The organism is Jannaschia seosinensis (assembly GCF_001408515.1).
In the GTDB taxonomy this organism is placed as follows: Bacteria; Pseudomonadota; Alphaproteobacteria; order Rhodobacterales; family Rhodobacteraceae; genus Jannaschia; species Jannaschia seosinensis.
Genome location: NZ_CYPR01000161.1, coordinates 1 through 20,865 on the forward strand (window position 1 = coordinate 1; position 20,865 = coordinate 20,865).

Annotated in this window: 24 protein-coding genes, 1 tRNA gene and 1 pseudogene; 13 read left to right on the forward strand and 13 right to left on the reverse strand. The window is 66.6% G+C overall.

Annotated features, from left to right (window positions below):
- The 4 genes and pseudogenes from JSE7799_RS12115 to JSE7799_RS12125 all read right to left on the reverse strand — a co-directional run.
- Positions 1–219 (reverse strand): annotated as a pseudogene (locus JSE7799_RS12115) (IS21 family transposase); the annotation flags it as partial.
- Positions 220–293: 74 nt separating this feature from the next.
- Positions 294–605 (reverse strand): DUF6538 domain-containing protein, encoded by a 312-nt coding sequence (locus JSE7799_RS22150; RefSeq protein WP_306455413.1) that lies wholly within the window; start codon positions 603–605, stop codon positions 294–296.
- Between the two features lie 62 nt (positions 606–667).
- Positions 668–743 (reverse strand) — tRNA-Thr (locus tag JSE7799_RS12120).
- Between the two features lie 8 nt (positions 744–751).
- On the reverse strand, positions 752–2,416 hold the full coding sequence (locus JSE7799_RS12125; protein ID WP_055663848.1) for an ABC transporter permease: 1,665 nt from the start codon (positions 2,414–2,416) through the stop codon (positions 752–754).
- 86 nt (positions 2,417–2,502) lie between these two features.
- Between JSE7799_RS12125 and JSE7799_RS12130 the strand changes: the two genes are divergently transcribed.
- On the forward strand, positions 2,503–3,381 hold the full coding sequence (locus JSE7799_RS12130; RefSeq protein ID WP_055663849.1) for a hypothetical protein: 879 nt from the start codon (positions 2,503–2,505) through the stop codon (positions 3,379–3,381).
- A 33-nt stretch (positions 3,382–3,414) separates the two neighbouring features.
- Here JSE7799_RS12130 and JSE7799_RS12135 read toward each other — a convergent pair whose 3' ends face one another.
- Positions 3,415–3,693, reverse strand: a complete 279-nt coding sequence (locus JSE7799_RS12135; RefSeq protein WP_055663882.1) for a DUF2312 domain-containing protein — start codon at positions 3,691–3,693, stop codon at positions 3,415–3,417.
- An 81-nt stretch (positions 3,694–3,774) separates the two neighbouring features.
- Between JSE7799_RS12135 and JSE7799_RS12140 the strand changes: the two genes are divergently transcribed.
- Positions 3,775–3,990 carry a hypothetical protein gene (locus tag JSE7799_RS12140; RefSeq protein ID WP_055663850.1) on the forward strand — a complete coding sequence of 72 codons (216 nt, stop codon included), beginning with the start codon at positions 3,775–3,777 and terminating at the stop codon, positions 3,988–3,990.
- Positions 3,991–4,336: 346 nt separating this feature from the next.
- Positions 4,337–4,819, forward strand: a complete 483-nt coding sequence (locus tag JSE7799_RS12145) for a fasciclin domain-containing protein (RefSeq protein WP_055663851.1) — start codon at positions 4,337–4,339, stop codon at positions 4,817–4,819.
- A 68-nt stretch (positions 4,820–4,887) separates the two neighbouring features.
- Here the strand turns inward: JSE7799_RS12145 and JSE7799_RS12150 are convergent, their stop codons facing one another.
- Positions 4,888–5,727 carry a PhzF family phenazine biosynthesis protein gene (locus JSE7799_RS12150; RefSeq protein WP_055663852.1) on the reverse strand — a complete coding sequence of 280 codons (840 nt, stop codon included), beginning with the start codon at positions 5,725–5,727 and terminating at the stop codon, positions 4,888–4,890.
- A gap of 155 nt (positions 5,728–5,882) precedes the next feature.
- Here JSE7799_RS12150 and JSE7799_RS12155 point away from each other — a divergent pair, with 155 nt between their 5' ends.
- Entirely contained in the window at positions 5,883–6,098 is a 216-nt protein-coding gene (locus tag JSE7799_RS12155; protein WP_055663853.1) for a hypervirulence associated TUDOR domain-containing protein, read from the forward strand.
- A gap of 78 nt (positions 6,099–6,176) precedes the next feature.
- On the opposite strand, the gene JSE7799_RS12160 is transcribed toward JSE7799_RS12155, so the two are convergent.
- Positions 6,177–8,468 (reverse strand): NADP-dependent malic enzyme, encoded by a 2,292-nt coding sequence (locus JSE7799_RS12160; protein ID WP_055663854.1) that lies wholly within the window; start codon positions 8,466–8,468, stop codon positions 6,177–6,179.
- Positions 8,469–8,675: 207 nt separating this feature from the next.
- Between JSE7799_RS12160 and JSE7799_RS12165 the strand changes: the two genes are divergently transcribed.
- Complete coding sequence (locus JSE7799_RS12165; RefSeq protein ID WP_245624874.1) at positions 8,676–9,581, forward strand: EamA family transporter; 906 nt, start codon at positions 8,676–8,678, stop codon at positions 9,579–9,581.
- On the opposite strand, the gene JSE7799_RS12170 is transcribed toward JSE7799_RS12165, so the two are convergent.
- The 3 genes from JSE7799_RS12170 to JSE7799_RS12180 all read right to left on the reverse strand — a co-directional run bounded on the left by JSE7799_RS12170 (position 9,578) and on the right by JSE7799_RS12180 (position 12,255).
- The gene (locus JSE7799_RS12170; protein ID WP_055663855.1) at positions 9,578–10,231 is read right to left on the reverse strand and encodes an NUDIX hydrolase; all 654 of its coding nucleotides are present in this window, start codon (positions 10,229–10,231) and stop codon (positions 9,578–9,580) included. The two genes, JSE7799_RS12165 and JSE7799_RS12170, sit on opposite strands and share 4 nt — an antisense overlap.
- The gene (locus tag JSE7799_RS12175; RefSeq protein WP_055663856.1) at positions 10,221–10,685 is read right to left on the reverse strand and encodes a DUF983 domain-containing protein; all 465 of its coding nucleotides are present in this window, start codon (positions 10,683–10,685) and stop codon (positions 10,221–10,223) included. Before JSE7799_RS12175 ends, JSE7799_RS12170 begins: the two co-directional genes overlap by 11 nt.
- Before the next feature lie 127 nt (positions 10,686–10,812).
- Positions 10,813–12,255 carry a diguanylate cyclase gene (locus JSE7799_RS12180; RefSeq protein ID WP_055663857.1) on the reverse strand — a complete coding sequence of 481 codons (1,443 nt, stop codon included), beginning with the start codon at positions 12,253–12,255 and terminating at the stop codon, positions 10,813–10,815.
- Between the two features lie 107 nt (positions 12,256–12,362).
- On the opposite strand from JSE7799_RS12180, the gene JSE7799_RS12185 reads away from it, so the two are divergent.
- Positions 12,363–12,638 carry a DUF3572 domain-containing protein gene (locus JSE7799_RS12185; RefSeq protein WP_055663858.1) on the forward strand — a complete coding sequence of 92 codons (276 nt, stop codon included), beginning with the start codon at positions 12,363–12,365 and terminating at the stop codon, positions 12,636–12,638.
- A gap of 94 nt (positions 12,639–12,732) precedes the next feature.
- Here JSE7799_RS12185 and JSE7799_RS12190 read toward each other — a convergent pair whose 3' ends face one another.
- Positions 12,733–14,523 (reverse strand): extracellular solute-binding protein, encoded by a 1,791-nt coding sequence (locus tag JSE7799_RS12190; protein ID WP_245624875.1) that lies wholly within the window; start codon positions 14,521–14,523, stop codon positions 12,733–12,735.
- Between the two features lie 483 nt (positions 14,524–15,006).
- Here JSE7799_RS12190 and JSE7799_RS12195 point away from each other — a divergent pair, with 483 nt between their 5' ends.
- The 5 genes from JSE7799_RS12195 (at position 15,007) to JSE7799_RS12215 (ending at position 17,954) form a co-directional block, all read left to right on the forward strand.
- Complete coding sequence (locus JSE7799_RS12195; protein ID WP_055663884.1) at positions 15,007–15,780, forward strand: 3-hydroxybutyrate dehydrogenase; 774 nt, start codon at positions 15,007–15,009, stop codon at positions 15,778–15,780.
- Positions 15,777–16,130, forward strand: coding sequence for a pentapeptide repeat-containing protein (locus tag JSE7799_RS12200; protein ID WP_055663860.1), 354 nt, complete (start codon positions 15,777–15,779; stop codon positions 16,128–16,130). The genes JSE7799_RS12195 and JSE7799_RS12200 overlap by 4 nt, the downstream gene beginning before the upstream one ends.
- Positions 16,123–17,139, forward strand: a complete 1,017-nt coding sequence (locus JSE7799_RS12205) for a patatin-like phospholipase family protein (protein ID WP_055663861.1) — start codon at positions 16,123–16,125, stop codon at positions 17,137–17,139. The genes JSE7799_RS12200 and JSE7799_RS12205 overlap by 8 nt, the downstream gene beginning before the upstream one ends.
- Positions 17,140–17,208: 69 nt before the next feature.
- Complete coding sequence (locus tag JSE7799_RS12210; RefSeq protein ID WP_055663862.1) at positions 17,209–17,556, forward strand: hypothetical protein; 348 nt, start codon at positions 17,209–17,211, stop codon at positions 17,554–17,556.
- A complete protein-coding gene (locus JSE7799_RS12215) occupies positions 17,553–17,954 on the forward strand; it encodes a hypothetical protein (protein WP_055663863.1) in 402 nt (133 codons plus the stop codon). Before JSE7799_RS12210 ends, JSE7799_RS12215 begins: the two co-directional genes overlap by 4 nt.
- Here the strand turns inward: JSE7799_RS12215 and JSE7799_RS12220 are convergent.
- Positions 17,938–18,564 (reverse strand): helix-turn-helix domain-containing protein, encoded by a 627-nt coding sequence (locus tag JSE7799_RS12220; RefSeq protein WP_055663864.1) that lies wholly within the window; start codon positions 18,562–18,564, stop codon positions 17,938–17,940. The genes JSE7799_RS12215 and JSE7799_RS12220 overlap by 17 nt on opposite strands.
- Positions 18,565–18,585: 21 nt before the next feature.
- The gene (locus tag JSE7799_RS12225; protein WP_055663865.1) at positions 18,586–18,873 is read right to left on the reverse strand and encodes a DUF1330 domain-containing protein; all 288 of its coding nucleotides are present in this window, start codon (positions 18,871–18,873) and stop codon (positions 18,586–18,588) included.
- 85 nt (positions 18,874–18,958) lie between these two features.
- Between JSE7799_RS12225 and JSE7799_RS12230 the strand changes: the two genes are divergently transcribed.
- Entirely contained in the window at positions 18,959–20,290 is a 1,332-nt protein-coding gene (locus JSE7799_RS12230; protein ID WP_055663866.1) for an NAD(P)-dependent oxidoreductase, read from the forward strand.
- Complete coding sequence (locus JSE7799_RS12235; protein ID WP_055663867.1) at positions 20,287–20,820, forward strand: hypothetical protein; 534 nt, start codon at positions 20,287–20,289, stop codon at positions 20,818–20,820. Before JSE7799_RS12230 ends, JSE7799_RS12235 begins: the two co-directional genes overlap by 4 nt.
- The last annotated feature ends 45 nt before the right edge of the window (positions 20,821–20,865 follow it).

Genomic DNA, 20,865 nt, shown 5'->3' on the forward strand with positions numbered 1-20,865 from the left:
GCGATGGACCTCGCGATCGCCATCCAGCCAGCCGTCGATGATCCCGGTGAACCCGTCCAGCTTCGGCCGCTTCACGGGCGCCGTTCGCCGGTATCCTGGAGGAATCGAGAACGCCAACATCTTCTGAACGCTGTCGCGCGAAATCCCGAAGTGATGCGCCGCCGCCCGCTGGCTCATGCCCTCCGCACAGGCCAATCGCACCTTACGATACAAGTCCACGGTGAAAATCCTCCCGCCCTCCCTGCCGCCAGAGAGGGTAAAGGTGGACGACTTTTACGCCGCCCGCAGCAGGCTCATCCCGCCGCTACCGTGGCAGACTTTTGCACCGCCGTTCTCACCCAGCCAGTAGCGGGTTGCCCAGCCATGCGGAGAAGATGCCTTCCCGGCAGATCAGCGTCTCGGATCCGCATGTGATACCAATGTTCGTCGAGTTTCTGGGCAGCACGTTGTGCCCTTGAGGTGGCTACTGCAGCCGACCTCGTGCGGAGCGAATACTTGATCCGGCTTACGTTGTAATGTTGGGACAGATCGCTCGGGACCCGACGTGAGAAGTAAAAGATTCCCTGTTTCACAAATGTGAAAGGGGCAGGCTTAGTCTCCAGCATGGTCTACGGCTCCAGCTCTCATTAGCAAAACTGAAGGGAGACAGGAGGTTACCTGTTGGGAATGGTGCCCCCAGAGAGACTCGAACTCCCGACCTACTGATTACAAATCAGCCGCTCTACCAGCTGAGCTATAGGGGCACGGGTGATCACCTAGCCGTGTCTGCCCGCGCGAGCAAGAGGACGGATGCAAGGCCGACGCCGGCGATGACGAGCGCGGCGGGGGCCGCCTCCGACAAACGCTCGAGCGAGGCCTGATCGTAGACGCGGGTAGCCAGCGTATTGAAACCGAAGGGCCGCAGCAGGAGCGTTGCCGGAAGCTCCTTCATCGCATCGACAAAGACCAGCAGCAGCGCCATCGCCACGGAGCTGCGCATCAACGGCAGATGCACCGCCAGCAGCGTCCCTCCCGGTCCTCGCCCCAGCGAGCGCGCCGCCAGCGGAAGGGCGGGCGGAATACGCCCCAGCGCCGCGTCGGCGGCCCCCTGCCCGATCGCGTAGAACCGCACGACATAGGCATAGACAAGCGCGGCCATCGAGCCGGTAAGGATCAGGCCCGGATCCCAGCCCGTCACGGCCAGAATTCCATCCGCCACCCGATTGTCCAGCGCCGCCAGCGGGATCAGCACGCCGAGCCCCAAGACCGCGCCCGGCGCGGCATATCCCACCGTCGTCACCGGCAGCAGCATGCGCGGCAGGGTCCGGCCCGCCAGCCGCACACCGTAGGTCATGAAAAGCGCAAGGCCCACGGTCAGCAGCGCCGCCGCCCCCGCGACGGCCACCGTGTTCCAGATCGCCCGCGCCAGTCCCGGCGCCAGCCAGCTGTCCGATGCCGTCACCGAATGCCACAGCATGACGCTGGCGGGGAAGACGAAGCCCAGAAGCGGCGGCACCGCACAGGCCGCGACCGCCGCCCAGGCCGCGCCGCCCGTCAGGCGCGTGCGGGTGACGGGGCGTTGCGCCCGGGCCGCCTGCCAAAACCGCCGCCGGGCGCGCGACCGCCGCTCCAGCCAGATCAGCGCGGCGATCAGCACGAGGATCACGCAGGCGATCTGCGCCGCGCCGCCCGCATTTCCTCCCGATAGCCAGACCGAGAAGATACCCGTGGTCAGTGTCTGCACCCCGAAGTAATCGACCGTGCCGAAATCGTTGACGCTCTCCATCATCGCGACGGCACAGCCTGCCGCGATGGCCGGACGCGCTAGCGGCAGCCCCACGCGCAGAAACCGCCGCCACGGCCCCGCGCCCAGCGCGCGCGCCACCTCGTAGCCCGCGCCCGATTGCTCCGAAAACGCCGCGCGCGACAGAAGATAGACGTAAGGATAGAGCGTCAGCCCCAGCACCGCGATCGCTGCGGGTAGCGAGCGGATATCGGGAAACCAGTAATCGGCCGCGTTGCGCCAGCCGAAGGCCGCCCGCATCGCAGTCTGAACCGGCCCCGCATAGTCGAGGAAATCCACCAGTGCATAAGCCCCGACATAGGCCGGGATCGCCAAAGGCATCAGCAGCGCCGAAGCCAGCCATCGCCGCCCCGGAAAGTCGTGCATCGCGACAATCCAGGCTGTTCCCGCGCCGACGAAGGCCGTCACCACGCCCACGCCCGCCATCAGGATAACCGTCGTGCGCAGGTAGCGCGGCAGGACCGTCGACCACAGATGCGGCCAGATGTTCTCGGTCGGAAAGGCGGCCATCCAGAACACCGCGACGATCGGCACCAGAACCAGCACCGCGATGATTACGGCGCCGACCGACCAGAGGTCGGGGCGCAGACGTGCCTGCCGCACGCGCGGTGCCTGAGCGGAAGCGTAGGACATGCCCCGGGCGCTAGAGGATTGCCGTTTGCCTGTCCAGCGGGCCCCGTCTATCTGTCGCCGGTCATCAAGGATGCGGGGGCTGCGCTTTGGAGATCGCCATACATCTGGGCGCGCATTGCACCGACGAGGACCTGATCGTCCAGACGCTCCACCGCGACGAGTTCCTCAGGCGGGAGGCGGGCTTCACGATCCCCGCGCCGCGCCGCTTCCGTCCCGCGCTGCGCCATGCATTGCAGGAGGACGGAGACGATCTGTTGCCGGGTGCGTCGAATTCGCTTGTCGCGGAGCTTCTGGAGGGCGTGGAAGGGCGACGCCTGATCCTGAGCTATGAGGGTTTTCTCGCAGCGCGCCGGACCGCGTTCTCGCAGGCCACGATATATCCCGAAGCGGCCGTGCGCTGTGCCCGGCTGCGCGACCTGTTTCCCGGCCACGAGGTATCGTTCCTGATGGGCATCCGCAATCCGGCGACGCTGATCCCCGCTGTGTTCGAGGCGTCTTCGGAGGAGGATTTCGTCACGTTCATCGCCGGACTCGACCTGTCGGCGCTGGCTTGGTCGGATACCGTCGGCGCGATCCGCGAGACTTGCCCCGACGTGCCGCTGACGCTTTGGTGCAACGAGGACCTGCCCCTGATCTGGCCGGAATTGCTGCGGGCGACGGCCGGCCTGCCGCTGCGCGGGCCGGAGCGTCTGGAGGGGGAGTTCGCGATCCTCGAACGGATCATGACGCCGGAGGGCCTGACCCAGCTGCGGGACCACCTGCGCGTCAACCCGCCCAAGCGCCCGATCGCGCGCCGCCGGATCGTCAGCGATTTCCTCGCCGAACATGCCGATTCGGCCGAGATCGCACCCGAGATCGACCAGCCCGGCTGGGGCGCGGAGGTGATCGCGGGGCTTTCGGAGAATTACGAGGCAGATGTCGCCCGGCTCACGACGCGCGGCGACATCTCGTTTTTGGCGCCCTGACCGCTCCGGCCCGGCAAAGACGCGGTTCCGGCCTCAGCTCATGCCGAGCGCTTCCTTGTACATCTCCAGCACGGCCTCTTCCTCGGCCACGTCATCCGGCTCCCGCTTGCGCAACGCGACGACCTTGCGCATGACCTTGGTGTCGTAGCCCCGGCCATTGGCTTCGGCGAAGACTTCCTTCACCTGCTCGGCGATGTCCTTCTTCTCCTGCTCCAGCCGCTCGATCCGCTCGATGAACTGGCGCAGTTCGTCTGCGGTGACGCGATAGGTGTCGGCCGGGCCGTCGCCCTCGACCACGTGAAGATCTGCCATCTGTCCCTCCATCCGTTTTTCTTGCTATGGCCCCTCGCGTAGCGTCGGGTCCGGCGCGATGCAACGCAGGAGGCAGGCGACATGGCGGCACTGATCTGGATCGGCGCGATCTTGTGCCTTGCGGGTCTCGGCGGACTCGTCTGGTGCATCTTCGTGGCCGCCGGCGCGCGGCGCGAGGGGCTCGAGGGTGAAGCGATGGAGGCGCGCCTGCGCGGTCTCGTGGCGTGGAATCTCGGGGCGCTCGCCGTGTCGGCCATCGGGCTGATGCTCGTGGTGACGGGCGTGATCCTCGGCTGACCTGCCCGCCTTGGCGCCCGATCCGGGAAATTACCCATGGGTAATTGGCGCAAGGCATTGTTTCGGCAGGACTGTTTTTCAGGGGTCGCGATGGTTGGCCCCTCTCCGGGGCCGCCCCGGCCGGAGCCGCCGCCCTGTCTTGGCGAGGCGATAACCGCTCACGCAAGATCAAGTCTTCGTGAATGGACGCCGCACGACGCTCCGGCTTGGCGCGGGTTAAAACTGGATCAAGCGGCGTGATGTCGCGGACGGCGGGTTTCCTCGCATTCCCTTCTCCCCGCGCACCCCTAACTTTCAGCGAGGATGGCGACATCGCCGTCCAGACCGAATTAATGGGAGAACTCCGATGATCCGCAGAACCTTCATGGCCCTTGCCGCGACCACCGCTTTCGCCGGCTCCGCCTTTGCTGCCGCCCACATGTCCAACATCGTCGAGACCGCGCAGGATGCGGGCAACTTCTCGACGCTGCTCGCCGCCGCCGAGGCCGCGGGCCTTGTCGAGACGCTGACGGGCGAAGGTCCCTACACCGTCTTCGCCCCGACCGACGAGGCGTTCGCCGAACTGCCCGAGGGCACCGTCGACACGCTTTTGATGGAAGAGAACCAGGAGCAGCTGTCGAACATCCTGCTCTACCACGTGGTGCCGGGCTCCGTGATGTCGGGCGACCTGGCCGACGGAATGGAAGTCGAGGCCGCCAATGGCGGAACGCTGACGATCAGCACCGAAGGCGGCGTGACCGTCAACGGCGCGAGCGTGACCACCGCCGACATCGAAGCGTCGAACGGCGTGATCCATGTGATCGACACGGTGCTGATGCCCGACGGCTGAACCGCCGCGAAATCCTTACGGAAAGGGGCCGATCGCGGCCCCTTTTTTGTCAGTTTGGTTCGGATGCTTCAGACGTTTGCGGAGGCGGCATGGTCGCCGATCTCGATTTCCCCGCGAAGATAGGTCGCCGCCCGTCCGGTCAGCGTAACCGCCTCCTCCTCCAGCGTGCAGGTCGCCCAGCCGACGCGCGCCGAGATCTGCCGCGCCTCCAGCACCTTTTCCCCCAGCCGTTCCGCCCAGTACGGCGTCAGCACGCAATGCGCCGAACCGGTGAACGGATCCTCGTCGATCCCGGCGGCGGGCGCGAAGTAGCGCGAGACGAAATCACCCTCCTCCGCGGCCGGGGCCGTGCAGATCACCCCGCGCGACGCCCGATCCCCGCCCAGACGCGCAAGCGCGCGCATGTCCGGGGCCAGCGCGGCGATGTCGGCCTCCTGCTCGAACACGGCGAAATCGTCCCACTCGTCGGCCGTGTAATGTGCCCGCAGCACCGCATCCGGCGTCGCGCCAAGCGCGTCGGCCAAGCCCTCCGGCATTTCGACCGCGACCGGGTCGAGCCGGGGCAGACGCAGCGTCAGCGTATCGCCGGCGCGGGTGACGGTGAGGCGGCCGGATTTGCGCGTCTCGAAAGCCACCTCGTCCAGCTCCGGGTGATCGTCCAGCACCACGCATCCCGATGCGAGCGTCGCGTGACCGCACAGCGCAACCTCGATCGTCGGCGTGAACCAGCGCAGCTCAAGGACGCCGCCCGTGCCGCGCAGGAACGCCGTCTCCGCCAGATTGTTTTCGGCCGCGATGGCGAGGAGCGTCGCGTCCGGCAGCCATTCGTCGAGACGGACCACCGCGGCCGGATTGCCGGTGAACACCCCGCGGGAGAAGGCGTCGACCTGGCGTATCGGAAGTTTCATGTCACCCGTCCTTTGGTTCATTCAGTTCCGGCGCGGATATCAGGAAGCCGTGGTGACTTCATGCCGCCTTGGCCGCGTTTCGGGCATTGAGGCGGAGGGTCCGGAACCAGCCCTCGCCCATCAGGGTTTTCCCGCAGCGGCAAGGGAGAAGGCTCATGGCAACGTATAGTGAGGGCGACAAGGTGAGCTGGAGCTGGGGCAACGGCACGGCCACCGGCAAGGTGCAGAAGGTCTATTCCAGCAAGATCACGCGCAAGATCGACGGCAGCGAAATCACGCGCAACGGCTCGGACGACGATCCCGCACTCTATATCGAGCAGGAGGATGGCAGCGGGGTCCTGAAGCTGTCGAGCGAGGTTCACAAGGGCTGACCCGCCGCCACGGCGCAGAATGCTTCGGGGCCGGATACGCATCCGGCCCGTCGGAGGGCGGAGGGCCTTTGCGCGCCCTTACCCGTAATGCGCCACCGGCGTTCCGGCGAGGGCGGAGATGTTCAGAAGGCCCCGCGCCGTGATCGACGGTGTGACAATGTGGGCCTTGTTGCCCATTCCCATCAGGATCGGCCCAACCTCCAGCCCGCCCGCGCGCGCCTTTAGGATGTTGCGCGTGGCCCCCGCCGCGTCGGTGCCGGCGAAGACGAGGACGTTGGCCGGCCCCTCCATGCGCCCCCGAGGCAGGAACCGCGCGCGCAGATCGGCGTCGAGCGCCGCATCCGCGTTCATCTCGCCCTCGTACTGGAAATCAAGCGCCATCGCATCGAGCGCGGCGAGCGCGGCGCGCATGGTGCGCCCGGAATGGCTGTCGAGATTGCCGAACTGGCTGCCGGAGCAGAGCGCGACCTTCGGCTCCACCCCGAAGCGGCGGACGTGGCGGGCGCAGGCGAGGACTGTCTCGGCCACCTGATCGGGCGTCGGCTGTGCATGGACATGGGTGTCGGCGATGAAGAGCGGCCCCTCTTCGAGGATCATCAGCGACATTGCCCCGACCGGGTGCAACCCGTCCTGGCCCAGCACCTCGGTCACATAGCGAAGGTGCCACAGGAATTGGCCGAACGTGCCGCAGATGAGGCTGTCGGCTTCGTTGCGATGCACCATCACGGCGCCGATCGCGGTGGTATTCGTGCGCATCACCGCGCGGGCCAGATCGGGTCCGACGCCGCGCCGGGCCATGATGTCGTGGTAGGTCTCCCAGTAATCCCGGTAGCGGGGGTCGTTCTGGGGGTTCACGATCTCCAAATCGCGGCCCGGCTCCATCGTCAGGCCGGCGCGGGCGATGCGGGTGGCGATGACGTCGGGGCGGCCGATGACGATGGGCGTGTCGGTCGTCTCCTCCACGATGGCTTGGGCGGCCCGCAGCACCCGCTCGTCCTCGCCCTCGGCAAAGACGATCCGGCGCTGCGCCTGCGAGGCGGCGGAGAAAACCGGCCGCATGATGAGCGAGGAGCGGAAGACCGAGGCGTCGAGACCCTTCTTGTAGGCCTCGATATCCTCGATCGGGCGGCTGGCCACACCGGATTCCATCGCGGCTTTTGCCACGCTGCTGGCGACGACCCCCATCAGGCGCGGATCGAAGGGTTTGGGGATCAGGTAATCGGGACCGAAGGTGAGCTGCTCGCCCTGATAGGCGGCGGCGGCCTCGGCCGAGGTGGTCGCGCGGGCCAGAGCGGCGATCCCCTCGACGCAGCCGACCTTCATCGCCTCGTTGATCTCGGTCGCGCCGACATCGAGCGCGCCGCGGAAGATGAAGGGAAAGCACAGGACGTTGTTGACCTGATTGGGATAATCCGACCGGCCCGTCGCGATGATCGCATCGGAGGCCGCGGCGCGGGCGACGTCGTAGGAGATTTCGGGGTTGGGATTGGCCAGTGCGAAGATGATCGGCCGCGATGCCATGCGCGCGACCATTTCGGGCTTCAGGACGCCCGGCCCCGACAGGCCCAGGAACATGTCCGCTCCGTCGATCACGTCGTCCAGAGAGCGCGGCCCGCCGGGTTGGGCGAATTCGGCCTTTTGCGGGGTCATGTCCTCGGTCCGCCCCTCGTGGACGAGGCCCGCCAGATCGCACAGGAACACATTTTCACGCCGCACGCCGAGCGTCACGAGCATGTTGAGGCAGGCGATCCCGGCCGCGCCGCCGCCGGTGGAGACGACCTTGATGTCGCGCCATTTCCGCCCCGTGAGGCGCAGGGCGTTGAGCGCGGCGGCGCCCACGACGATGGCGGTGCCGTGTTGATCGTCGTGAAAGACGGGGATGTTCATGCGCTCGCGGCAGAGCTTCTCGACGATGAAGCAGTCGGGGGATTTGATGTCCTCGAGATTGATCGCGCCGAAGGTCGGCTCCAGTGCGCAGACGATGTCGGCCAGACGCTCGGGGTCGCTCTCGTCCAGTTCGATGTCAAAGCAGTCGATGCCGGCGAAGGTCTTGAACAGGACGGCCTTGCCCTCCATCACCGGCTTTGAGGCGAGCGCGCCGATATTTCCCAGCCCCAGAACCGCCGATCCGTTCGAGACGACCCCCACGAGGTTGCCGCGCGCGGTGTAGTCGCGGGCGCGCGCTTGGTCCGCATGGATGGCTAGCGAGGCCTCGGCGACGCCGGGCGAATAGGCGAGCGCGAGGTCGCGGCCGTTGGCGAGGGGCTTGGTCGCGCGGATCTCGAGCTTACCGGGCCGGGGCAGCCGGTGGTAATCGAGGGCGGCCTGGCGCTGCGCGGCCTGCGCGTCGTCGCTCGTGTGGTCGTTCATCGTCTGGCCCCTCCTGCCCGTCTTTCGAATTCGTTTAACATCGAAGGACTCTGCGGGACAGGCTCGTCAAGGGGTGCGGATCGGCGCCCGCCTGGGGATCGTGGGAAGCATCGGGCGTGGTCGCGGTCCCGGTCTTGCGGAAGGGACGCCTCGGTCCGTTCACCCGGCCAGCCGGCGACGAAACCGCTGGCGGCAGGTCGCGCGGGCATGCTCTATGCCGGGATGTCGCTCTGGATCCTCGCAACCCTCTTCGCGGCCACGATTCAGGCGCTGCGGTTCTTGCTTCAGAAGCGGCTCGCCGTGGGGGGGCTGTCGCCGACAGCGGCCACGTTCGCGCGGTTCGTTTATGCTCCGCCCGCGATCGCCGCAGGCCTGGGGCTCTGGCTCTGGAGCGGCGGTGTGCTGCCCGAGATCCGGTCCGGCTTCTGGCCCTTCGCGCTGTCGGGGGCGATGTCGCAGATCCTCGCGACGATCTGCATCGTGGCCCTGTTCGCGCATCGCAGCTTTGCCGTGGGCATCGCCTTCTCCAAGGTGACGGTGCTGCTGACGGTCCTGACGGGGTTCGTGGTTCTGGGCGAAACGGTGACGCGCCCCGCGCTCGCGGCGATGGCCGTCGGCATGGGGGGCGTGCTGATCCTGTCGGTACCGGCGGCGGGCGGCTGGCAGGTGTTCAACCGGGCGGCGGCTTTGGGCCTTGGGGCGGCGGCGTTCTTCGCGGTCTCGGCGGTCGGCTACCGCGGCGCCTCGCTGGCGGTGGCGAGCGACGCGCCGCTCTTGCGCGCGGCGGTGACGCTGGGGCTCGTCACGCTGGTCCAGACGGCAGTGCTTGGCATCTGGCTCGGCCTGCGGGACCCGGCGGGCCTCTTGGCCGTCTTCGCGCGGTGGCGGGTGACACTGGCCGTGGGGGCGACGTCGCTTCTGGGATCGCTCGGCTGGTTCACGGCCTACACGCTGCAGAACGCGGCGTACGTGAACGCGGTCGGACAGGTCGAACTGATCTTCTCGATCCTGATCTCGTGGCTGATCCTCGGGGAACGGCAGAGTCCGCGCGAATGGGCGGGGATCGCCCTGATCGGGGCGAGCGTCGCGGTTCTGGTGATCCTGCGCGGCTAGAGGCGGTGTATCGCCGACCTTTCGGCGGAATTGTCGAGAAACGGCACCCCGGCGGTGCTTCCGTCTTCGATGAGCGCGGTGATCTCGGCCAGAACGATCTCGGTGATGAACGGCATGTCGAGTTGCCGCGCCTCGGCCAGCGGAACCCAGTGCAGGTGACCGAGCTCATCCTCGGCGGCCGAAAAATCGTCCGGGTCCGTGCAGACCGCATCGGCATTGGCAAGGAAGAAGCGTGCATCGAATCGGCGCGGCGGTCCCGGCGGGGTCACGGCGCGGAAGACGAAGCGCAGCGGTTGCGGATCGGGGATCAGCCCCTCGAAGCCCGGCCAGTCGCAGCCCGCGCCCGGCGCCCCGATCACCTGCCCGGTCTCCTCGGCCAGTTCACGGATTGCGGCTGCGGCGATGGCCTGTGGATTGGAAACAGAGCGGGCCGTGAGACCAGCATGCAGAGCAGCGTCAAGCGGGCTCGCCATGGGAACATCGCCGTCGGCCACGTCCACCGCGCCGCCGGGAAACACGTATTTCGATGGCATGAAGACCGCCTTGGCCCCACGCTGCCCCATCAGGACGCGCGGTCCCTCGACCCCGTTGCGCAACAATATGATCGTCGCCGCGTCGCGGATCGGCGTCACGACGAGATCAGGCGGCATCGTCGCGATGGCCGTGGTCGATATAATCGGGGCCAGCCACGTCGCGCCCTTCATGCCCGAAGCCGTGCATTCGCGCCGCCCACTGCACCCCGACGATCACGCCCTTGAGGCGCGGCAGGAACCAGAGCGACATCACGACGGACATCGTCATGAAGATGGCCATGAATTCCAGCGGCTCGGGCTCATAGGCGACGAAGTAATAGAGCATCGCCGGACCAATTATATGCCCGACGATCAGCAGCGTCAGGTAGGGCGGCCCGTCATCGGCACGGTGGTGATGCAGCACCTCTCCGCAATTTTCGCAGCGGTCGTTCACCTTGAGGTAGCTGTGCAGCAACCTGCCCTCGCCGCAATTCGGACAGCGCCGCCGCCAGCCGCGCCAGATCGACTGCTTCATCAGTCGCTCTTCGGATTCGGCCCCAAGCGGGCCCGCCTCTGTTCGGATGTCGGACATGAACGCTCCTTCCGTGCACTTTATTTAGGCTTTCGGGGCGTGTTGGCAAAGGGGGTTGGTGCGCGACGTGTTGACCGCCGGCTCTTGGCGGTGCCGATTCCGCCGAGGCCCGATGAAGACGCGGAGCCTAGAGAGCCGCCTCGCCCGCGACGTTGACACGGTTGCGGCCCGCATGCTTCGCCGCATAGAGCGCGCGGTCCACGCGAGCCAGCGTGTCCGACCCGTCGCTGTCGCCGGAATTGAGCATCCCCACGCCGATCGACACCGTCACGGAAACCGGCGCCGTCCCCGCCAGCGGGATCGCCGCCGCCTCGACGGTCTGACGCAGACGCTCCGCCACGAGGCGCACCTGGTCGAGATCGGCGTCCGGCAGGATGGCAAGGAATTCCTCTCCGCCGAGACGCGCGACCAGATCCTCGGAGCGCAGGCTGTCCTTGAGGATCTGGGCGATCCGCGCCAGGACCTGATCGCCCGCCGGGTGGCCGTGCGTGTCGTTGACATGCTTGAAGTGGTCGATGTCGAGCAGGACGACGCCTGCACGGATGCCCTGCATCCTGCACCGGATCGCGACCTGCGACAGGTGGTGCAGGCCATAGCGGCGATTGTGCAGCCCCGTGAGCGGGTCGATCACGGCGAGTTTCAGGCCGGTATCGAGCGTCGAGCGCATCTTGTCGGCCCGGCGCTTGCGGGAAAGTTGCGTGCGGATGCGCATCGCCATCTCGTCGACCTGCATCGGGTGGTAACCGACATCGGCCGCCCCCAGATCGAGCGCGGTGGCCGCCCGCTCGCTGTCGCCCTCGCTCAGAAGGATGATGAAGGCGGCATGACGCGTGGCCGAGCGGGACCGCAGTTCCGACATCAGACGCAGCCCATCATTGCGGGCACCAAGATCCGCATCGATCAGGAATAAATCCGGGACGTCGGCGTCGGAAAGCGCCAGTGCACGGCCCCGGTCCATCGTCGAGATCCCGCCCCGAAACAGCGGGGCGAGCCGCTCGCGCTGCGCCGCCGGCCACCGCGCTTCGGGTCCGGCAATGATCGCGACGCGGCCATCGACGGCCGTCGGACGGGCATCATAGGCCGCCTGCCCCCCCGCTTCGGAGAAGCCGGCATTGGTGTCGTATCCGAAGGGCTGAGTCGAAGGCCCCGCCGCGAAGACCAGCATCTCGCCGCCGCGTGCGTGAAAATCCCGCTCCTCCTCCCGGCTGCGCAGGAGCGAGCGGACGCGCGCCAGAAGCGCCACTTCGTCCACCGGCTTGGCAAGGAAGTCGTCGGCCCCGGCCGAGAGGCCGTCCATCCGGGCCTGCATGTCTTCGGACGCCGTCACGAGGATCACCGGGATCGTCGCCGTATCCGGCGCGGCACGAAGACGGCGGCACGCTTCGGCCCCCGTCATCCCCGGCATCATCATGTCCATGATCACAAGATCGATCCCGCCCCGCGATGCGACCTCGATCGCTTCGGCGCCACTGCAGGCGGGAACAACGTCGTACCGTGCGGCGGCCAGCTTGACCTTCATCACGATGCGGTTCGTGGCGACGTCATCGACAATGAGGATGCGGCCAGACATGGACGGGGTTCTCACATGTTTAACAGTTCGAATAAAATCTTTATCAAGCCAGAAGGTTAATAAATGGTTTCCGTCGGGTGACGGGAAGCGGCGAAAGGAGCATTTGCATGGATCGCAACCGGGCCGAGCTCGTGGCGCTTGGCGCTCTCGGATGGCTGGCCGAGAACGACCTGCTGGACGCGTTCATGAACGCTTCGGGTGTGGATCAGGATACGATCCGTGCCGCGGCCGGACAACCGGAATTCTTGGGCTCGGTCCTCGACTTCGTGCTCATGGACGATGCATGGGTCCGGGGTGTCTGCGATGCGCAGGCCCTGCCCTACGAGCAACTGATGAGGGCGCGGATGGTCCTACCGGGAGGCGACCTGCCCCACTGGACCTGAGCGGGCCGGGGTTCGTGCACTCCCGAGTTTGGATCCGGCTTGCGCCGGATCCGTTCGCGGCGGGAATCGGGTTTCGCCCGATTTCGCGGGCCGTTTAGCCTTCGAACCACCACAGGTCGGGCTGAAACCCGATCCAGTCGCCGTAGATCGGCAGGCGGTCGGCCGGGTATTTCAGATCGGAATCATGCGCGATCCAGCTCACGAGGTTCCGCCAGACGGGGACGACGTAGCGCCCCGCGGTCAGAACCCGGTCCAGCGCCTTGACGGCTGCAACGTAATCCTCCTGCGTCTCGGAGGTCAGCATCGCCTCGATCATGGCGGCAATGGCCGGATCGCCCGCGCCCATCAGGTTACGGCTGCCGGGGGTGTCGACGCCCGCCGGGCCCCAGTAGGAATATTGTTCGTTGCCGGGGCTCAGCGACAGGCCCCATTCGGACCAGACCATGTCGAAATCGTAGGCATTTGTGCGCTCCTTGAATTGCGCACTATCGACGGCGACGGCGCGGGCATCGATGCCCAGCCGGTCGAGCGCCTCGAGGTAGATATCCACGATCGACTGCACCTCCGACGATCCGGTGGGCACGAGGATCTCGAGCGAGACCGGCCCGTTCGGCCCGACCAAGGCTCCGTTCTCGACATCGTAGCCCGCCTCGTCCAGCAAACGCATCGCCGTGCGGAGGCCGCGCCGATTCGACAGCGTCCCGTCCGTCGCAGGCAGCTCGTACCCCTCCAATGTACCCGGCAGGCGTTCACCCGGCGCCGCGGCCAGAAGCTCCGCAACCCGCCCCTCGGCCGGCCCGGCACTCATCGCGAGCGGCGAGTTGTCGAAGTAGGACTCGATGCGCGGCTGCGCGCCATCATTGATGACGTTGTTGACGTATTCGTAGTTGAACGCGGTGATCAGCGCCTCGCGCACCCGCCAGTCCTTGAGGAAATCGCGGCGCGTGTTCATCACCAGCCCGACCATCCCGGTCGGCCGCTGGTGCGGAATCTCCGACAGGACGACATCGCCCGCGCGGACAGCGGGAAAGTCGTAGTCCCGCGCCCAGGAGGTCGCGTTGGTTTCACGCATGCTGCTCAACTCGCCGGCCTTGAACGCCTCGAAGTGGGCGGTGGCATCGCCGAAGAACTCCATCCGGATCACGTCGACATTGTGCGTGCCCCGTCGGAACGGCAGATCCGCGCCCCAGTAATCCTCGTCGCGCATCAGCTCGACGTAACGGCCGGCATCGAAATCGCCAATGACGTAGGGCGCGCTGGAGATCGGGACGTTGCGCAGGCCGGAGCGGAAGAACGCAGCCTCGTCCTCGGCATATTGCGCCTTTTTCATGATCGGGCGCAGGCCCGTCGTCATCAGCAATTCCCGGTCGGGCTCGGCAATAGTGAAGCGCACGCCGCGCTCGCCCACCGGCTCGACCGAAGTGACCTTGGCGAAGGATGCGCGGTAGCGGCCATTCGCACCCTCCTGGCCGAGGATGTTCCACGACCAGATGACATCCTCGACCGTGACGGGCGTGCCGTCCGAAAACCGCGCGTCCGGATGGATCGTGTAAGTGATCGCGGTCTCGTCGTCGTTCACCTCCACGCTGTCGGCCAGCAGGTTGTAGAGCGTGAAGGGCTCGTCCCAGGAGCGGCCCATGAGGCTTTCATAGGCGAGGAACCGCAACTGCCACGGCACGTTCCCCTGCAGGATATGTGGATTGAGACTGTCGAAACTGCCCACTTGGCCGTCCACGAAAGTACCGCCCTTGGGCGCGTCCGGATTGGCCTGCGGCAGGTGGAAATAACCGGGCGGAAGCGCGGGATCCCCGTACAGGGCGATCCCGTGATTGTCCGCGCCGGCCGCCCCGGCGATGATTCCCGACGCGGCCAAAACGGCGGCCATCGCCGCGCGCCGACCCGAAAGGTTACGAAAACGATGAGTTCTCATTGTCTGCCCTGCCCTAAGATCCTGTTCACTTTACCGTTTATCCTCGGCATCTCGGGCCCAATTCGTAAAGAAATGCTTGGACTCCGTGAAGGGGGAGGTTATAACCACCTCACTGCTCGATAGGTTTCTTGCCTGTATGAAACCTGCCTCATTGACTGGACGCCGGCCTTGCGCCGGCGTTTTTTTTCGTTGTAAACAAGGTGTTTCCGGAAAACCGCCCCTTCGCGACCGCTTTCAATCGCCTCGAAGCTTCACCGGCAGCGCAGCATTTACAGGCGGTGCGCGATCCTCCGCATGGTGCGCATGCCGATTTCGATGCACCCGGAACATGCGGTATTCCGCCCGACGCGCGGATATCCGCCGATCAACACGCCCCTTTCCTTCGCATCCGCGGCATCTATGCTTCGCCTCGACCACGAAATCAGAGGAGCATCGCACATGTCCGTTGCGGGAAAGACCGCCGTCGTCACCGGGTCGAACTCGGGCATCGGCCTGGGGATCGCGCGCAGTTTCGCGGCGGCCGGAATGAAGGTCGTGCTGAACTCCTATACCGACCGGAAGGAAGATCATGCCCTCGCGGAGGAACTTGCCCGCGAGCACGGCACGGAGGTCCGCTACATCGCCGCGGATCTGTCCGACGGTGAAGCGGCCCGGCGGCTCGTCTCCGAGGCGGGATCCTGCGACGTGCTCGTCAACAATGCGGGCATCCAGCACGTCGCCGCCATCGACGAGTTTCCGACCGACAAGTGGAACGCGATCATCGCGATCAACATGTCTTCGGCCTTTCACACCACGGCCGTGGCCCTGCCGATGATGCGGGCGGCAGGCTGGGGCCGCGTCATCAACATCGCTTCGGCCCACGGCTTGACGGCCTCGCCCTACAAATCCGCCTATGTCGCCGCCAAGCACGGCGTCGTCGGGATGACCAAGGTCGTCGCCCTTGAGACGGCGGAGGAGCCGATCACCGCCAACGCCATCTGCCCCGGCTATGTCATGACCCCGCTGGTCGAGAGCCAGATCCCCGACACGATGCGCAAATACGACATGGACCGCGAGACGGCGGTCCGCGACGTTCTGCTCCAGCGGCAGCCCTCCAAGGAGTTCGCGACGACCGATCAGCTTGGCGGGACGGCGCTGTTTCTGTGCTCCGACCATGCGGCCCAGATCACCGGCACGACCATCAGCGTCGATGGCGGCTGGACCGCGCTATGAGCGACCTGTTCGATCAATCCGACGCGCCGCAGGACAGCCCCGCGCCCGAAAAGCTGGAGGTCGCGGATCGGTTTCTCGACGGCTCCACCTTCACGCGGGTCTCGCTGCGCGACGCCGTGGTCGAGGACAGCATCCTGACCGCCGCGCGGATCGAGGACGTCAACGCCGAAGGCATCGCCTTTTCCGATTGCCGCCTTGCTCGTGCGACGTTTCGCGACGTGAACCTGACCGGGGCCGCGCTTCGGGACGTCAACCTGACGGGCGTGGAGATCGTGGATTCCGAGATCGACGGGATGACGATCGACGGGATCCCGGTGGCGGACCTGTTGGCGAGGTGGCGTGATGGCTGAGCGCAAGCGCCTGAACCTCGCGTTGCAGGGCGGCGGCGCCCACGGCGCCTTCACCTGGGGAGCGCTCGACGCGCTTCTGGCCGATCCCCGGATCGAGATCGCGGGCATTTCGGGAACGTCGGCCGGCGCGCTCAACGGTGCCGCGGTGAAATCGGGGCTGGCGCGCGGCTCCGCCGACCTCGCGCGCGAGGCCTTGGAGGATGTCTGGACCGCCATCGGGGCCCGGACCGAGTCGGAGCTTTCCGGCTGGCTCAACGCCATCTCGCCACTGGCGATCAGCCATGCGGTCGAATTGTCGCCGGGCTATCAGGCGGCGGACATGTTTTCGCGGTCTGTCTCGCCCTACGTGACCGGAAGCATCATGGAAGAAGCGTTCCGCAAGGTCGTCGCGGGCATGGATTTCGACGCCATCTGCTCGGAGGTCGGACCCGCCTTTCATATAAGCGCGACCAATGTCCGGACGGGCCGGATCAAGCTGTTCACCCGCGAGGAGATCACGACCGACGCAATCCTCGCATCCGCTTGTCTACCTACGGTATTCCCGGCGGTCGAAATCGACGGGGAGCATTACTGGGACGGCGGCTATACCGGCAATCCGGCGCTCTTTCCGCTGTTCGACGCGGCATTGCCGGACGATATCCTGATCGTGAACATCAACCCGCTCGAACGCCCCGAACTGCCGGTGACGGCGCGCGACATCCAGAACCGCATCAACGAGATCAGCTTCAACACCTCGCTCTTGCGGGAATTGCGCGCGATCGAGTTCGTCCAGCGCCTCGTGCACACGGGCAAGGTGCCGAAGGGCGCGATGAAGGCGGTCCTTATTCACATGATCTCCGACGACGTGCTGATGCGGCAGCTTTCGGTGGCGACCAAGACGGTGCCCAACCCAATCGTGATCCACCAGTTGCGCGCGGCCGGCCACGCCGCGGCGAAGGCCTTTCTCGACCGTGACTTCGATCGGATCGGCCGGGAATCGAGCGTGGATCTGCCGCAGATGTTCGCTTGAACCGGAACCGCGCCCCAAGCGACGGGTTGCCTCCCTAGCCTCACCGCAAACGACCACGAGGAGACTTCGATGAGCCGCCAGAACTTTCAGGAAGATTGGGTTCCCTTCCGCGACGCGATCCTCAGCCGCTATCCCGAACTGACCGACGGCGATCTGGCCGATGCCGACGGATCGACCGCAGAACTGGCCAGACGGATCGCCGAGCGGCAGGAGATTGACCCCGCCGAAGCACAGGAACGCCTGCACGAGTTTCTCGAAGGGCCGATGCCGGCCGACGCCTATGCTGATCCGACCCATGACAACGCCGCCGCGCAGGACAGCGGCCAATACGTCCCGGCGGGCGAGGATCCGCTGGCCGACGACAATCGCTTCGGCGACGATCACAACGACGAAAACCCCGTCGGGCGGAACCGATGAAGGCGCTCCTCGCGGCCGTCGCGCTGACGCTCGCCTCGCCGGCTTCGGCCGACGGGGTTCTCGGGTTCGAGTACGACCCGGCCTATGCGTGGCTCTATGCGCCCGACACGACCGAACTCGGCGACGGGCGCGTGCGGATGGTCTTCGGCGACGGCCGTGCCGCGCTCCTGACACCGAACCAGTTCTGGTACTACGAGCAGATCTACAAGGAGGTCCTGGCGCAGCTTTCCTTCCGCATGCCGGTCCAGCAGGCCGTTCCGCGTGCGCAGCATGCAGCCCTCACGGCAATGGTCCGCGCCCACCCGACCCTCCGGGTGCAGGGTGCCGACATGGAGCCACTTACGGTGCCGCGCCTGCTGCCCCGCATCCCCGGCGTGACCGTCAGGCCAGGCTCGTAACCCACAGGATCGTCGCGTCCTCGGGCGAGGTGCTGACGACGTTGTGCCCCATCGACGCGTCGTAATAGGCGCTGTCGCCCCGGCGCATCTCGATGGGTTCGTAGAACTCCGTAAACAGCCGAATCGTACCCGTCAGGACCAGCAGGAACTCCTCTCCGTCGTGGCGCACCCAACCGTCGAACTCGTCGAAACTGCGTGCCCGGATGCGCGCGCGGTACGGCAGCATCGCCTTTTTCGACAACGCACCGGCCAGCAATTCGTGCTCGTAAGTTGTGGTGACCTGCTGCTGCCCCTCGCCCGCACGCGTCACGTCGCGCCGGCCCGTGACCTGCGGCGACTTGGGCGGCGTGAAAAGCTGCGGCACCCCGATTTCCAGCCCCGTCGCCAGTTTGCGCAGCGCGTCGAATGTCGGCGACATCTGGCCGTTCTCGATCTTGGACAGGGTGGACCGGGCGAGACCCGCGCGCCGCGCCGCCTCCTCCAGCGTCCAACCCTGTGCCTTGCGCAAGCCACGCACCCGCACGCCGAGGTCCAGCGGTTCGGCCTGCACCTCTGCCCCGTTTCCGCGGGCAAGCTGGATCAGGCTCGGTCGATTTTCTTCATGGTCCATGCGCGCTTCTAGGCGCGGCGGTCACACCCCTTCAAGCAACATGATCTGCGCATCCCCCGCACCGATCCGGTGTTCGCGCGCCGCCTGATACTCCGCACTGTCATAGCAGGCACGGGCGGCTTCCATGCTGTCGAACTCGATGATGACATTGCGCGGGCGGCTCTCCCCCTCCAGTCCGACGACTTCTCCGCCGCGGGCCAGAACCCGCGCGCCGTGCTTCTCGAACGCCTCCGTCGCGCCCTTGGCATAGAGCGCGTAGGGGTCGGGGTCGGTCACGGTGACATGGGCGATCCAGTAGGCTTTCGGCATGTTCTCATCCTGCACAAATTTTACCAGTTGATAAAAAATCAACTCGTGGCACTCTGTCGAGGCCAAATATGAGCCGGAGAACGACATGACCGACGCGATGCGACTTGACGGGATCCGAGCCGGGCGCCTGGGTCCGGAGGATCTGGCACGGAACTTCGGCGACCTGCATCCCGCCCTCGACCGCCACGAGGCGACGGTTGCGGCCGACCGCTGCTACTTCTGCCACGACGCGCCCTGCATCACCGCCTGCCCGACCGACATCGATATCCCGCTCTTCATTCGCCAGATTCAGGCGGGCCAGCCGGAGAGCGCCGCGAAGACGATCTTTGACCAGAACATCCTGGGCGGCATGTGCGCCCGCGTCTGCCCGACCGAGACGCTGTGCGAGGAGGCCTGCGTCCGTGAGAAGGCCGAAGGCAAGCCCGTCCAGATCGGCAGCCTTCAACGCTATGCCACCGACAGCATGATGGCGGCGGGCGAACATCCCTACTCACGCGCCGCCCCGACCGGAAAGCACGTCGCGGTCGTCGGCGCGGGCCCGGCGGGACTGGCCTGTGCGCACCGGCTGGCCATGCAGGGACACGACGTCACCATCTACGACGCCCGGCCGAAGCCCGGCGGTCTGAACGAATACGGCATCGCCCAATACAAGACCCCGGGCGGGTTCGCGCAGGCCGAGGTGGATTGGCTCTTGAAGATCGGCGGCATCACGGTCGAGACCGGGCGCGCCATCGGCGACGGCCTGACGCTGGAGGGGCTGCGCGCCGATCACGACGCGGTGTTCCTCGGTATCGGCCTCGGCGGCGTGGGCAAGCTGGGGATGGAGGGCGAGAGTCTGGCCGGCACCGACAACGCCGTCGATTTCATCGCCGCCCTGCGGCAGCACGCCGACCTGACGCAGCTTCCCATCGGGCGGCACGTCGTGGTGATCGGTGGCGGCATGACGGCCGTCGATGCCGCCGTGCAATCCAAGCTGCTCGGTGCCGAGAGCGTGACGATCGCCTACCGGCGCGACCGCGAGAAGATGCCCGCCAGCCGGTTCGAGCAGGATCTGGCCGCCTCCCACGGCGTCCGCCTCCTCTTCAGCGTGGTGCCGCATGCGCTGCATGGCGGCGACCGGCTGCGCGAGGTCGAGCTGGCCTATGTCGGCCCGGACATGTCCCCCACCGGCGAAACGTTCCGCCTGCCCGCCGATCAGCTTTTCCGCGCGATCGGTCAGAAACTCGTCGCCGTCGAGGGGCTGGAGGTCGAGCATGGCAAGATTTCCGTCACCGGTTCCGGCCGCACGTCGCTCTCCGGTGTCTGGGCGGGGGGCGATTGCGCGGCGGGGGGCGAGGATCTGACCGTGACCGCCGTGGCGGAAGGACGCGATGCCGCAATGGACATTCATGCGAGTCTGACCCAAGGTCAGATATGAAAAAATCCAAAACTCCCGCCAAACCCGTCCGTGCCGCTTCGACCGAGAAGGAGATCGCGGCCCGCGATGCCGCCGCGCTCGCCCGCATCGAGGCGATGGACGACCCGGACAAGCTTCGGAACCTGATGGCGAATGCCGAACGGATGGGTGTGATGCCGGTCCGGAACGCGGCATTCCGGCGGCTGGCGCTGATCCAGACACCGGGCGATCCGGGGAGTGTCGCGCACGAATTCTGGCAGACGATCCACGCCTTCGAGCAGCTTTTGCGGGAAGAGCGCGGGAAGGCCGTCCGTCTGACGCGTATTCGCCAGAAGATCGCGCGGGTCGGCGAAGTCCGGGCCTTGGCCGATTTCGCCAGTGCGACGGAGGAGACGCAGGGCTTCGAGACGCTCATGGCCCGCGACCTGCCGGAAATGACCGGCGAAGCGATCATCCTGCGCCACCCCGACGATTTCGATGCGCCCACCTGCGATGCGGCACGGGCGCGGCTGGAAAGCGCGGGCTTCGACCCGGCGACACTGGTCGCGTGACTTCGGGCGCGCCCTTAGAATGCAGCGCGACGCGGCGTGATCCGC

What these genes read in the sequence shown, in the direction of transcription:
- JSE7799_RS22150 (WP_306455413.1), bottom strand. Translation starts at nt 605, where the DNA reads ATGCTGGAGACTAAGCCTGCCCCTTTCACATTTGTGAAACAGGGAATC.
- JSE7799_RS12125 (WP_055663848.1), bottom strand. Translation starts at nt 2,416, where the DNA reads ATGTCCTACGCTTCCGCTCAGGCACCGCGCGTGCGGCAGGCACGTCTG.
- JSE7799_RS12135 (WP_055663882.1), bottom strand. Translation starts at nt 3,693, where the DNA reads ATGGCAGATCTTCACGTGGTCGAGGGCGACGGCCCGGCCGACACCTAT.
- JSE7799_RS12140 (WP_055663850.1), top strand. Translation starts at nt 3,775, where the DNA reads ATGGCGGCACTGATCTGGATCGGCGCGATCTTGTGCCTTGCGGGTCTC.
- JSE7799_RS12145 (WP_055663851.1), top strand. Translation starts at nt 4,337, where the DNA reads ATGATCCGCAGAACCTTCATGGCCCTTGCCGCGACCACCGCTTTCGCC.
- JSE7799_RS12150 (WP_055663852.1), bottom strand. Translation starts at nt 5,727, where the DNA reads ATGAAACTTCCGATACGCCAGGTCGACGCCTTCTCCCGCGGGGTGTTC.
- JSE7799_RS12155 (WP_055663853.1), top strand. Translation starts at nt 5,883, where the DNA reads ATGGCAACGTATAGTGAGGGCGACAAGGTGAGCTGGAGCTGGGGCAAC.
- JSE7799_RS12160 (WP_055663854.1), bottom strand. Translation starts at nt 8,468, where the DNA reads ATGAACGACCACACGAGCGACGACGCGCAGGCCGCGCAGCGCCAGGCC.
- JSE7799_RS12165 (WP_245624874.1), top strand. Translation starts at nt 8,676, where the DNA reads ATGCTCTATGCCGGGATGTCGCTCTGGATCCTCGCAACCCTCTTCGCG.
- JSE7799_RS12170 (WP_055663855.1), bottom strand. Translation starts at nt 10,231, where the DNA reads ATGCCGCCTGATCTCGTCGTGACGCCGATCCGCGACGCGGCGACGATC.
- JSE7799_RS12175 (WP_055663856.1), bottom strand. Translation starts at nt 10,685, where the DNA reads ATGTCCGACATCCGAACAGAGGCGGGCCCGCTTGGGGCCGAATCCGAA.
- JSE7799_RS12180 (WP_055663857.1), bottom strand. Translation starts at nt 12,255, where the DNA reads ATGTCTGGCCGCATCCTCATTGTCGATGACGTCGCCACGAACCGCATC.
- JSE7799_RS12185 (WP_055663858.1), top strand. Translation starts at nt 12,363, where the DNA reads ATGGATCGCAACCGGGCCGAGCTCGTGGCGCTTGGCGCTCTCGGATGG.
- JSE7799_RS12190 (WP_245624875.1), bottom strand. Translation starts at nt 14,523, where the DNA reads ATGGCCGCCGTTTTGGCCGCGTCGGGAATCATCGCCGGGGCGGCCGGC.
- JSE7799_RS12195 (WP_055663884.1), top strand. Translation starts at nt 15,007, where the DNA reads ATGTCCGTTGCGGGAAAGACCGCCGTCGTCACCGGGTCGAACTCGGGC.
- JSE7799_RS12200 (WP_055663860.1), top strand. Translation starts at nt 15,777, where the DNA reads ATGAGCGACCTGTTCGATCAATCCGACGCGCCGCAGGACAGCCCCGCG.
- JSE7799_RS12205 (WP_055663861.1), top strand. Translation starts at nt 16,123, where the DNA reads ATGGCTGAGCGCAAGCGCCTGAACCTCGCGTTGCAGGGCGGCGGCGCC.
- JSE7799_RS12210 (WP_055663862.1), top strand. Translation starts at nt 17,209, where the DNA reads ATGAGCCGCCAGAACTTTCAGGAAGATTGGGTTCCCTTCCGCGACGCG.
- JSE7799_RS12215 (WP_055663863.1), top strand. Translation starts at nt 17,553, where the DNA reads ATGAAGGCGCTCCTCGCGGCCGTCGCGCTGACGCTCGCCTCGCCGGCT.
- JSE7799_RS12220 (WP_055663864.1), bottom strand. Translation starts at nt 18,564, where the DNA reads ATGGACCATGAAGAAAATCGACCGAGCCTGATCCAGCTTGCCCGCGGA.
- JSE7799_RS12225 (WP_055663865.1), bottom strand. Translation starts at nt 18,873, where the DNA reads ATGCCGAAAGCCTACTGGATCGCCCATGTCACCGTGACCGACCCCGAC.
- JSE7799_RS12230 (WP_055663866.1), top strand. Translation starts at nt 18,959, where the DNA reads ATGACCGACGCGATGCGACTTGACGGGATCCGAGCCGGGCGCCTGGGT.
- JSE7799_RS12235 (WP_055663867.1), top strand. Translation starts at nt 20,287, where the DNA reads ATGAAAAAATCCAAAACTCCCGCCAAACCCGTCCGTGCCGCTTCGACC.